Raw genomic sequence first — 11,045 nt, forward strand, 5'->3', positions numbered from 1 at the left:
TAACGTCTCACGAGGTCTGCCATTCAGCTCTGCGGCCACTCTATCGAGATCCTCCTGGGAATGCAAGGACAGGGCGGGTTCAAACGGTCGTAGCGACGCTCCGACCGTTTGAACCCGCCCGGGCTCTGGGACCGTGTGTTCCCCACCTCACGTGCGACCGGCATGCCACCTTGGATAACGCTCCATCATGCTGGTGTCCAGAGATTCCCCCGGTCGACCGTCAACTCCATGGAAAACCCCTGGGGCAGGCAGCGGATTACCCGGTGGGAACAGCCGCGGGCAGCTGGTATTGCGGCTGGTATTGCGACGACCGGAGCGGGCTGGCGTTCAGGAGCCGGTGTAGAGGCGGTCGAGGTCGACCAGTTCGACGTCGGGGGCGGCGGCGGCGTCCGCGGTGAGGGTGGTGGTAAAGCCGGCACGGGAGAACAGCAGGAGCTTCACGTTCGCGGGTGAGCCGGGCAGTACCGAGCGGATGTGTCGCAGCCGGGCCAACTCGTCGACGTCAACCGGGGTGGCCCGCCACTTCGCCTCGCCGATGGCAAGGACGCGGTCCGGCTCGTTCGGCCGGACCTCGATGACGACCGTGTCGATTTCGTGTTCGCGGGCCGGGCACGCGGTGTCCGGACACCGTAGGACCGCAGGTTGGACGCGGCTCGCCCGTCCCCCGAGGGTTTCCACACAGGCGTAGGCCAACGACCAGGTGCGGGCGATGTCCTCGAAGTGCGGTCCGTAGATACGGGCGGACACAGTGTCTGCGAGTTCGGCCCAGACCTCGGCGCCACGGCGCAGTGACAGGCGGGTCTCCTGGGGTCGGATCACCAGCTGGTGCAGGCGCAGCACCGGTTCGGCGAGGGTGAAGCTCGTTCGGCGGGCATGGAAGGCGTCCTGGTGGCCGGTGACCAGATGCGCGTCGGTGAGCACGGTCAGGGCGTGGTGGATGCCACCGGTGTCCCGGCCGAGTTCGTTCGCGATCTCTCCGCGTCGGGTGCGTCCGCGGGCGATGGCGGCGAGCACGGCGTAGTAGGGCGCCGGGTTGGTGAGACCGGCTTCCTCGGCGAGCAGCACCCGGCCTTCGCGGAACATCGCCCCGGCGGGGTTGAGCAGGCGGCGTACCACCCACGGGTCGACGTCGCCGGCGTCCTCGGGCGCGTCGCGGGCACAGAAGTCCCGGTAGGCCGGGGTGCCGCCGACGAGAGCGTGGACGCGCAGAGCAACGTCCGGCTGCTCGGTCAGGCCCCACAGGCCGGCGGCGTCGCGGAAGTCGAACGGGTGGAGCATGAGCTCGGTGATGGCCCGGCCGCGCAGTGGGGCGGATGCGGCGAGTAGCCCCTGCATGAGAGTCAGGGCGCTTCCGCACAGGATCAGTCGGGTGCGGGAGTGTTGACGGGCCCGGCCCCGTGGGCTGAGCGCGTTCTGGATCAGCGATGGGATGGCGCTGTTCTGGGCGACGAGGTAGGGGAACTCGTCGAGCACGACAGGGAGCGGGGTGTCGCGCTGTTCGCCCAGCCGGAACAGCGCGTCTACCGCCTGTCCCCAGTCGGTGAAGGCCACCGGGTAGGGGGAGCCGGTGAACCGGGTGAAGGCGGCGGCCAGATCGGCGAGGTTCTGGGCGTCGGACTGCTCGACGCCGGTGACCATGAACCCGCCGACTGCTTCACAGAGCAGTTCGAGGATGAGGGTCTTGCCCTGACGGCGGCGCCCGTACACGAGTGCGAGGGTCGCGCCCGGCGTCGGGTCGCCGGCGAACGCGGTGAGCTCAAACCACTCGGCGTCGCGGCCGAACAACTCGGGTGGCTTGGCAGGCATGATCTCCTCCAGAGACCCTTGGTCAGTTAAGGATCGCTGACTTATCATAAGTCTGCGATCCTTAACTACCACATCGCCGGCTGCCCGTTCGGGCCGGGTTGTGTGCCCGGCGGACGGCGCTGACGGACGTTGGCGCGACGGTGGCCGCAGGCCACGCTTGATCCGGACCCTTCCCAGGCGAGGAGAGCGCGTCATGCCGAACTACCGGTCGCCCGGTGTGTATGTCGAGGAGGTCGAGGCCGGGGCACGCCCGATCGAGGGGGTGGGAACGGCGATCGCCGCGTTCGTCGGCTTCACCGCCCGCGGCCCCCGCAACGAGCCTGTCCGGCTTGCCAACTGGGGCCAGTTCACCCGCGTGTTCGGTGACTTCGTTCCTGGCGCGTACCTGCCGCTGTCGGTCTTCCACTACTTCAACAACGGCGGCGGTGCCTGCTACGTGGTCAGCGTCGGCTCCGGCGCTGCCGATCCGGCGGGTGTGCCGTTGGCCGAACTCACCAGTGCCACCCGGCCAGGTGTGATCGCCTACCGGGTCGAGGCGGCCGACCCCGGCACACACGCGAATCTTGCGGTCGAGGTGACCTCCGCCGAGCGGGCGGCCGGGGACGGCTCGTCGACGGCGGCTGGCGCGGCGGGTGGCGCGACGAGCGGCGCGACGAGCGGTGAACCGGCTGCCGAGCCGGAGGCGCCCGGCGGCACGTTCACCGTGGTGGTCAAGCAGGACGGCCGGCCGGTGGAGAGCTTCGAGAACCTCACCGCACGACGCGGCCGACGCAACGTCGTGACCGTCGTGAACGAGCAGTCCCGGTTTGTCCGGGTACGGGAGGTCGACGGTGTGCCCGTGGCCGACCGGGTGCCGGTTGTTGGTGAGGTCGTACTCCGCGTGGTCGAGCCGGCGACGCCGAGCGCCGGCTCGGAGGACTACGTCGGCGATGTCAGCGCCCGCACGGGTCTGGGTGGCCTCACCGCATGTGACGACGTCACCATCGTGGCGGCGCCAGACCTGATGTTCTGTTACGAGCAGGGCCAACTTGACCTGAACACCGTCCAGGCGGTCCAGCAGGCCATGATCGACCACTGTGAGAACATGGCCGATCGGATGGCGATCCTCGACCCGCCGCCCGGTTTCAACGCCCAGCAGATCAGGGACTGGGTGCGGGAGAAAGCCCGATACGACTCGAAGTTCGCCACCATCTACTGGCCGTGGGTAGCGGTTTTCGACCCGGTGGAGGGCCGTAACAGGTTCATTCCGCCGAGCGGTTCGGTCGCGGGTATCTGGGGGCGCAGTGACGACAGCCGGGGCGTGCACAAGGCGCCCGCGAACGAGATCGTCCGTGGCGCGCTCGATCTGGAATCGAACATCACCCGGGCCGAGCACGACGCACTGAACCCGGCCGGCATCAACGTCATCCGAGCTTTCTCGGGCCGCGGTATCAGGGTCTGGGGAGCCCGTACCCTTTCTTCCGATCCGGCCTGGCGTTATGTCAACGTCCGCCGCCTTTTCAACTACCTTGAGGCGTCGATTCTCGGTGGCACCCAGTGGGCGGTCTTCGAACCGAACGACCTGGAGCTCTGGCAGCGACTGCGGCGCACTGTGGGGTCGTTTCTGCTGCGGATGTGGCGCGACGGCGCACTGTTCGGAGCAACCGCGGACCAGGCCTTCTACGTGAAATGCGACGAGGAGACCAACCCGCCGGAGGTCGTCGACGCCGGGCAGGTCGTCATCGAGATCGGGGTGGCCCCGGTCAAGCCCGCTGAGTTCGTCGTGTTCCGCATCGCCCAGTTGAGCGGTGGCGGCGGCGCCGACGAATAGCGGCTCGACGAATAGCCGGTCGACGAATAGCCGGTCGACGAAATCAGGATAATGCTCCAGCAGGACAATGCTCCAGTAAGACGATGCTCCAGTAAGACGACAAGGAGACGCCGATGCCCATCGGTGAGGACGCGCTCGGTAATTACGCCTATCAGATCGAGATCCAAGGTGTGGCGATCGCCCAGTTCAAGGAGGTCTCCGGGCTGAGTGCGGAGATCCAGGTGATCGAGCACAAGGAGAACAAGAAGGGCGGCATCCCGGTCATCAAGAAACTGCCCGGAGCCCGCAAGTGGGGTGACATCCAGCTCAAACGGGGTAAGACCGATGATCCGGCCTGGTGGAAATGGATCAAGCTCGTCCAGGAAGGAAAGATCGACGATGCCCGTAAGGATGGGTCGGTCGTCCTTTATGACTATCAGCGCGGCGAGAAGGTCCGGTTCAACTTCCGCAACGCCTGGCCGTCCAAGGTGAGCATCAGCAATCTTCAGGCCGGCGGGAGCGAGATCGCCATCGAGGAGGTCACGCTCGTCCACGAAGGGCTTGAGCTGGCATGACCACGGTGGCACCCACGGAGTCACCGCGCGGGCTGACGACCGAGTTCGCCTTCGAGCTTCCGCGTGGCTACGTGGACGACTCCGGTCAGCGCCACCGCGATGGAGTGATGCGGCTGGCGACCGCTCGTGACGAGATCATGCCGTTGCGCGACCCCAGGGTCCGGGACAACGAGGCATACCTGACCGTCCTGCTGCTGGCCCGGGTCATCACCCGGCTCGGCTCGGTCGGGGCCGTCACCCCGGCCGTGATCGAAGGACTGTTCGCCCCGGACCTCGCTTTCCTCCAGGACCTGTACCGGCGGATCAATCAGGAGGGCCACACCCACGCCGCCGTGACCTGCCCGTCGTGCAGCCACGCCTTCACCGTCGATGTGGCCGGTGATGCTCCGGGGGGATCCTGACGTACGCGGCCGACCGCCTGCTCGACGAGGTCGCGTACGTCGCCGCCTGCTTCCACTGGTCGCTGGCGGAAATCCTCGACCTCGAGCACCCCGACCGTCAGCACTTTCTCGCTGCGGCCCGGACCATGACCGACCAGCCGGTATCCGGAGAGGAGTAGCTGATGTGGGGACGTCCGTGGCGCCCACGGCAGCGCAGCGCCGCCGGGTCCGCGCAGCGGGCACCTGTGGCCGCCACGCCGGCCGCGGCGACCTCGGGATGGGAGGGGCTTGCGCCGATCACCCGCTCCGCCGGGCCGCATCCGGTCACGGCCGATCCGGTCGGTTTCGCGCGTGGCCTGGGCAGCCGTGTGCCCGCGCCGGTAGTCCTCCAGAGACTTTCCCATGAGGTCAGTCCGATGGCCGCCGGTGGCTCCTTTCGGGCGATGACGACCATCCCCGTGCCGAGCATCATCCCGGTGCGTTCGGGGACGGCACCGTTGCGTCGGAAGGCCATGGACCGCCGGAAGGCCATGGACCGCCGGAAGGCCGCGGACGTCGGTTCGTCGTCCCGGATGTTCGCCTGGCCGCGTCAGGGCCCCGCTCGCCGATCCCCCGATGCGGGGGAGACGGTTGCCCGTGGGCCAGGCGGCCTAGGTGCGGTGCCGACGGTCGAGGTCCCGGCCACTGCCATGGCCATCGATCCCGCGTCCGAGATGATGCCTGCGCGCGACGTGACGACCGGAACCGACGGTCTGTTCCCGGCAGCATTTGCCGGCGACGGTCCCGCTGGCGCGCGTCACGCCGGGGCTGGTGCGGTCTTTCCGATCCGGCCGCTGCCCACCGTGCGCGCCCATACCGCCGGTGTCCCGAGCGTGGCGCGGGCGGCCGGATCGCTGCCCGCCCCGCTGGTCCGCAGCCTCGGGCCACGTCCCGTCACGAACGATGGAGAGCCAGCTGCTGTCGATCCTGCCGCGCCGGGGGTGCATCCGTCGGTGGCTTCCACGTCCGGGGAGTCCCTTGCCGGACTATCGATCATGCGTTCCGCGGAGCACAACCGTCCCGCGGAGCACAACCGTTCCGCGGAGCACAGCAGAGCAGAACGTGACGGAATCGAGCCCAACGGACGGCCTGACATCGGACAGCCTGGCTCCGGAGTTCCTCGGGTCGGATCCGGGCGTCCCCGGCGTGGCCGTGTGATCGAGGTTGCTACCGGCGGCGTGTCTCCCGCCCCGAGCGTCGCGCCGGTGCTCCGGCGGGGTCTCGGGCTACCTGTCACGGTCCGGCCTGACACCGGCTCGCGCGGATCACACGACACCGCCCGCACCCAACCAGGATCCAGCTCCGAGCGATCCACTCCCGTGTCGCGTGCGGCGGCATCCACCCGGCCGGACGCCCTTGTGCATTGCCCTGACGTCCATATTGACGACGACCACATCGATACAGTGCTGTCCGGGCCGACCGGCGAGACGGACGATGTTGTCGTGGAGCAAACCGCTCCATCTCCGCGGACCGTCGCCGGTGATGCCCAGCCGCCTACGGTGGCACAGCCGTCCGCCTCCGCAGTGGCGCGTAGCGCCGGGAGGCTGCTGGATGACGGCGCTCGATCAGCGGGCGCAGGGTTCGTTGTGGATCGACGGAGTAGATCTGCAGGACCGGCATCCGCACCCGGACGGCAAGGCGGGGAAAGCGTGGAGAGCCGCGGCCCACGTCTGCTCGTCGAGCTGCCGACGCTGCCGACGCTGCCGGAAACATCGCGAGACCGGCGGCTGGTCGGCCTCGGTCCGATCGTCCGGGACGGGGCGATTCCAACTGTCGCGCGGAGTCCAACTATCGCCCGAACCGCCACGCCCGTCCCCGCAGTCCCCGGCGTGACTGCGGCGCCACATCGTGGGCAGCCGATCGTCAGGTCCAGCGACGTGGTTGTCGCACGGCAGGTGGATGTTGCCGTGCCACCGGCACCGCCACCGGTACCGCCACCGGCCACCCTCTCCGCAGCGGGGAGCGGCGAGTCCGCGTCACCGCAGATCGATCTGCCCGCCCTGGTGGACGAGCTGTACGAACGCATTACCCGTCGGCTCCGGGCCGACCTACTTGCCGACCGCGAGCGTCGCGGCCTGCTCGCCGATCCCGCCTGACCAGCCTGATCTCGCATACCAGGAGCCAACCCGTGTCCGAGCCCGCGAACAGCCTCCGCTTCGATGTCGTGATTGATGCTGTCAATCTTGGCGCGTTTACCGCGATCGAGGGGCTGGAGGCCAGTTACGAGGTGAAAACCTACGACGAGGGCGGCGAGAACGGATTCCAGCACCAGCTGCTCGGGCGCGTCCACTATCAGAACCTCAAACTCACCCGTCCGGTCGACGGGTCGACCAAGGGGCTGAGCGGGTGGTTCAGCTCGTTCCGGCGGGAGGGCAGCGGTCGGCCGGCGGTCGCGACGATCGTAGCCTTCAATGACAACCGGGAGCCGGTCGCGGAGTGGACGATGATGGGTGTGTGCCCCGTTCGCTACAGCGGACCCCACCTGTCAACGGACCAGGAAAAGGTCGCCACCGAAACGCTCGAACTCGCCCACCAGGGGTTTCTGGCCCAGTGATTACCAACTGGTGACCTAAGGGGGTCGCGATGGAGTTTGCAAAGGCATATCTGTGTGAGCGTGACCACCCGGGGACGAGGGTCACCTTCCACTTCAACCCGTCGACGGTACGGATGGCCAAACGCGCGGAGTTCCACCGCGAGCCGGTTCAGGCGGCCCGGGATTCGGCCCGCCCGCACTATCGCGGCCCAGGTGAGGTGGAGATGCAGTTCAGCCTGCTGCTGGACGCGAGCGCACGGCCGGGGCACAGCGTCATGGTCGAGATACAGCAGTTCATGGACTGGACGAACCCGACCGAGGACTCCCGCAACGGGCCGTCGCCGAGCCCACCCGAGCTGCTGTTCAACTGGGGTGGTTTCGCGGTCGGCCTGGACCGTAAGTTCGTCGGCCATCTCACCAGCGTCGAGGCCAATTGCGTGCTGTTCAGCCGGTCCGGGGCACCGATCCGGGCCGAGGTGTCGCTAGGGATGAAGGCGACCCCGCAGCCGGTAGCCGGGACCAACCCGACGTCCGGGGCGCGCGCCGCCCGGCGTTCCCATGAGATAACGCTGGGCGACACACTTGCCGGCATCGCGTACCGGACCTACGGCGACGCCGCATGTTGGCGGGCGCTGGCCGAGGTCAACGGCGTTGATGATCCGATGCGGCTGCCGATCGGGCGGCACCTGCTGCTGCCTTCCCGGGCCGACCTGGACGGGCGGTGAGACGGTGCCACCCGAGAACACCTACGGGGCACTGCCCGCCCTCTACCTCGATGGTCGCCGGGTACCCCTTGAGGTCGCCGAGTGTGTCCGTACGGTGGTGGTGAACAGTGATCTGGCCGCGCCGGACTCCTGTCGGCTCGTGCTCGACGACCCGGGGCGGGAGATGCTCACCCGGGCAGGTTTCGAATTCCGGGCGGCACTGCGGGTCGCTGCGGTCCGTCCTGGTGATACCGCGGAGCAGACCCTGTTCGAGGGCACGATCTACAGCCTCGGCTTCGAGTATGACGAGCGGGGCGCCACCGCCACCGCGGTCGGCTATGACAGCTCGTACGCGCTGTTCAACGGTGTGCACACGGCAACCTACGCCAATGTCACCGATTCCGATCTGGTCCGACGGATAGCCACCGAGGTGGGGATCGCGACCGGGACGATCCAGGCGACGTCCGTCGTACACGATCATGTAGGTCAGGTGAACGAGACCCACTGGGAGTTCCTTGGCCGGCGTGCCCGCGAGATCGACCGCCAGCTGCTCATCCGCGCGGGCAGGCTGGATTTCGTCCGGCCGACCGACGCGGGCGACGGTCCGCAGCCGGGCAATTATGACAGCCAGGACAGGCTCGCGCTGACGCCGGGTGGCAACCTGGAGGTGTTCTGCGTTCGGGTCACGGCAGCCCAGCAGGTCGCCGAGGTGGAGGTTCGCGGCTGGGACGACCGCAACAAGCGGGAACTGGTGGCCACGGCACCGGCGCGCACCCGCGCGGCGCAGGTCCGCGACGCGCCGGGCGACCTCGCCTCGGGTGGTTCCGGCGCTGGTGGGTCCGGTGGTACGGCGGCCCGGCACGTCACCGTGTCGCTGCCCCTGGCGACCCAGGCGGAATGCGACGCGGCGGCGCAGGCCGCGGCGGAACGGATCGCGAGCACCAGCCTGGCTGCAGAGGGAGTCGCGCACGGCGACCCTCGGTTGCTGGCCGGGGTGGCGGTGAGTGTCGGACAGACCGGCGGTCGCCTCGACGGCAGGTTCACCCTCTCCCATGCCGAGCATGTGTTCGGGAGATCGGGTTATCGGACCCGGTTCACCGCGAGCGGATCACACGACCGTTCGCTGCTGGGGCTCACCTCGACGCCGCGGCCACGCCGTCCGGGCATCGCCGGTGCCGTGCCCGCCGTCGTCACGAACATCACCGATCCCGAGCACCGCGGCCGGGTGCGGGTGAAGTTGCCGTGGCTGTCCGAGGATTATGAATCCGACTGGGCGCGGGTGGCGATGCCCGGCGCCGGTCCCGATCGTGGGTTGCTGGTGCTGCCGGAGGTCGACGACGAGGTTCTCGTCATCTTCGAGCAGGGTGATCCGCGCCGCCCGTTCGTCATCGGTGGCTTGTACAACGGGGTGGACGCGCCGCCGTTCGACGGCGGCGTCGACGGCGCGGCCGGCCAGGTGGTCCGCCGGGGGCTGCGCAGCCGCAAGGGTCACGAGATCGTCGTGAGCGACGCCGACGGCGCCGAGCGAATCGAGATTGCGACCAGCGGCGGCCGGGTCCGGATTCTGCTCGACCACGACGGGGGTGGCCTGACGGTGGAGACCGAGGCGGATGTGACCGTTCGGGCCAAGGGAAAGCTGAGCGTGTCCGCCGACGGCGATCTGGACATCTCCGCGCGCGGCAAGGGCTCGATCTCCGCGGATGCGGGCCTGACGCTGCGTAGCAGCGCGGATGTGACCGTGCAGGGTGCTGTGATCAAACTTAACTGACCGGAACTGTCCGGGTGGGAACTGCTCGCAGATTGATCGGATGGAAGGGAGACCGCAGGTGGGAGCCGCGGCCGTCATCGCCGGTGACCAGGTCATCGGTTTCTGTGCGATTCACCAGGTTCCGAGCCCGTCCGGCGCTCCGATGCCCTCGCCTGCACCGCTGCCGTTCGCCGCGCCGCTGACCGAGGGTCTCGCGACCCGTGTTCTCGTCGGCGGGCAGCCGGTCGCGGTGGCGGGTTCCGCCGGGACCAACACCCCGCCGCACGTCGGTCTGCATGCCAGCGACCCGTTCATGGTGCCCACGATGCAGCGCGGCCAGGTGATCGTGGGCAGCACGACGGTACTGGCCCAGGGGCAGCCGATGGCCTACACGGGCTGTTCGGTGACCCAGTGTGGCCAACTGCCGGCGAGTGTCATCGGGTCGGGTGTTCGCGTGCTGGTCGGGCCATGAGCGGCATGAGCATGAGCGGGAGCGGTGCCGAGCGAGCGGGTGTGGCGCCCACCGACTTCCTCGGCGTCGGATGGAGCTGGCCGGTACGCGTCGATGTCACCGGCAGCTTCGCGATGACCACCGGCGTCACCGAGATCGAGCAGGCGATGTACCTGATCCTGGGGACGACGCCGGGGGAGCGGCCGATGCGGCCCGAGTTCGGCTGCCGGCTCGCCGATTACACCTTCGCCCCGGCGGACGCGACCACCGCCGGGTTGCTCGCCTATGAGGTCCTCACCGCGCTGCGTCGCTGGGAGCCGCGGGTGGACGTCCAGGACGTCGATGTCACACCCGACCAGGCTTCCTCGACGCTGTGGATCGACATCAGCTACCGCCTGCGGGGTCGCTACGACCGGCGCAACCTGGTCGTCCCGTTCTATGTGATCCCCGACCAGGAGTGAGTCCACGGTGAGTCTGCCTGCCCCGAACCTCGACGACCGAACGTTTCAGCAGCTCGTCGACGACGCCAAACGGTTCATCCGGGACCGCTGCCCGGACTGGACGAACCACAACGTCAGCGATCCCGGTGTGACTCTGATCGAGACATTCGCGTGGATGACCGACCTGCTGCTCTACCGGCTCAACCGGGTACCGGACCGGAACTACGTGAAGTTTCTCGAACTGCTGGGCGTCGGGCTGTTCCCACCGGTCGCGGCGCGCGCCGAGGTGTCGTTCCGCCTTGCCGCACAGCAGGAGTCGTCCGTGGGCATAGCACGCGGGACGGTGGTCTCCACCCGGCGTACCGCGGCCGAGCCGGCGGTCGACTTCACCACGGTCGACGATCTGGCGATCGTGCCGGCGAGGTCGGTCGTGGTCGCGTCCATGGTGGAACCCGACTCCTTGCGTGATCATACGTCCATGCTCGGTCGTGGCAATGGCTTTGCGTGCTTCGACCCGCGTCCCAAACCGGGTGACGCCCTCTACCTCGGATTCGACCGGACGGCTCCGGCCACCATCGTGC

General features: G+C 68.5%; 12 protein-coding genes. 10 read left to right on the plus strand and 2 right to left on the minus strand.

Features of this window, described 5'->3' with window-relative positions:
- Positions 1-327: 327 nt before the first annotated feature.
- On the minus strand, positions 328-1,806 hold the full coding sequence (locus U9977_RS11780; protein ID WP_322749271.1) for an ATP-binding protein: 1,479 nt from the start codon (positions 1,804-1,806) through the stop codon (positions 328-330).
- A gap of 193 nt (positions 1,807-1,999) precedes the next feature.
- On the opposite strand from U9977_RS11780, the gene U9977_RS11785 reads away from it, so the two are divergent.
- The 3 genes from U9977_RS11785 (at position 2,000) to U9977_RS11795 (ending at position 4,571) form a co-directional block, all read left to right on the plus strand.
- Positions 2,000-3,616, plus strand: coding sequence for a phage tail sheath family protein (locus U9977_RS11785; RefSeq protein WP_322749272.1), 1,617 nt, complete (start codon positions 2,000-2,002; stop codon positions 3,614-3,616).
- A gap of 113 nt (positions 3,617-3,729) precedes the next feature.
- The gene (locus U9977_RS11790; RefSeq protein WP_322749273.1) at positions 3,730-4,170 is read left to right on the plus strand and encodes a phage tail protein; all 441 of its coding nucleotides are present in this window, start codon (positions 3,730-3,732) and stop codon (positions 4,168-4,170) included.
- On the plus strand, positions 4,167-4,571 hold the full coding sequence (locus U9977_RS11795; protein WP_322749274.1) for a hypothetical protein: 405 nt from the start codon (positions 4,167-4,169) through the stop codon (positions 4,569-4,571). Before U9977_RS11790 ends, U9977_RS11795 begins: the two co-directional genes overlap by 4 nt.
- A 97-nt stretch (positions 4,572-4,668) precedes the next feature.
- On the opposite strand, the gene U9977_RS11800 is transcribed toward U9977_RS11795, so the two are convergent.
- Positions 4,669-4,878: a hypothetical protein gene (locus U9977_RS11800; RefSeq protein ID WP_322749275.1), complete on the minus strand. Its 210-nt coding sequence runs from the start codon at positions 4,876-4,878 to the stop codon at positions 4,669-4,671.
- Between the two features lie 1,588 nt (positions 4,879-6,466).
- Between U9977_RS11800 and U9977_RS11805 the strand changes: the two genes are divergently transcribed.
- The 7 genes from U9977_RS11805 to U9977_RS26935 all read left to right on the plus strand — a co-directional run.
- The gene (locus U9977_RS11805) at positions 6,467-6,685 is read left to right on the plus strand and encodes a hypothetical protein (protein WP_322749276.1); all 219 of its coding nucleotides are present in this window, start codon (positions 6,467-6,469) and stop codon (positions 6,683-6,685) included.
- A 32-nt stretch (positions 6,686-6,717) separates the two neighbouring features.
- On the plus strand, positions 6,718-7,143 hold the full coding sequence (locus tag U9977_RS11810) for a phage tail protein (RefSeq protein WP_322749277.1): 426 nt from the start codon (positions 6,718-6,720) through the stop codon (positions 7,141-7,143).
- A gap of 29 nt (positions 7,144-7,172) precedes the next feature.
- Positions 7,173-7,847 carry a LysM peptidoglycan-binding domain-containing protein gene (locus tag U9977_RS11815; RefSeq protein ID WP_322749278.1) on the plus strand — a complete coding sequence of 225 codons (675 nt, stop codon included), beginning with the start codon at positions 7,173-7,175 and terminating at the stop codon, positions 7,845-7,847.
- Positions 7,848-7,851: 4 nt separating this feature from the next.
- A complete protein-coding gene (locus tag U9977_RS11820) occupies positions 7,852-9,594 on the plus strand; it encodes a VgrG-related protein (RefSeq protein ID WP_322749279.1) in 1,743 nt (580 codons plus the stop codon).
- Between the two features lie 58 nt (positions 9,595-9,652).
- Entirely contained in the window at positions 9,653-10,045 is a 393-nt protein-coding gene (locus tag U9977_RS11825) for a PAAR domain-containing protein (RefSeq protein WP_322749280.1), read from the plus strand.
- A complete protein-coding gene (locus U9977_RS11830; RefSeq protein ID WP_322749281.1) occupies positions 10,042-10,485 on the plus strand; it encodes a GPW/gp25 family protein in 444 nt (147 codons plus the stop codon). The genes U9977_RS11825 and U9977_RS11830 overlap by 4 nt, the downstream gene beginning before the upstream one ends.
- A gap of 473 nt (positions 10,486-10,958) precedes the next feature.
- On the plus strand, positions 10,959-11,045 hold an 87-nt coding region (locus U9977_RS26935), incomplete at its 3' end, for a hypothetical protein (protein WP_416210573.1).

This window comes from Protofrankia sp. Cas8, assembly GCF_963555845.1.
GTDB lineage: Bacteria > Actinomycetota > Actinomycetes > Frankiales > Frankiaceae > Protofrankia.

Excerpts from the sequence above, each read along its gene's own strand:
- U9977_RS11815 (WP_322749278.1), top strand. The coding sequence starts at position 7,173 with ATGGAGTTTGCAAAGGCATATCTGTGTGAGCGTGACCACCCGGGGACG.
- U9977_RS11780 (WP_322749271.1), bottom strand. The coding sequence starts at position 1,806 with ATGCCTGCCAAGCCACCCGAGTTGTTCGGCCGCGACGCCGAGTGGTTT.
- U9977_RS11785 (WP_322749272.1), top strand. The coding sequence starts at position 2,000 with ATGCCGAACTACCGGTCGCCCGGTGTGTATGTCGAGGAGGTCGAGGCC.
- U9977_RS11790 (WP_322749273.1), top strand. The coding sequence starts at position 3,730 with ATGCCCATCGGTGAGGACGCGCTCGGTAATTACGCCTATCAGATCGAG.
- U9977_RS11830 (WP_322749281.1), top strand. The coding sequence starts at position 10,042 with ATGAGCGGCATGAGCATGAGCGGGAGCGGTGCCGAGCGAGCGGGTGTG.
- U9977_RS11795 (WP_322749274.1), top strand. The coding sequence starts at position 4,167 with ATGACCACGGTGGCACCCACGGAGTCACCGCGCGGGCTGACGACCGAG.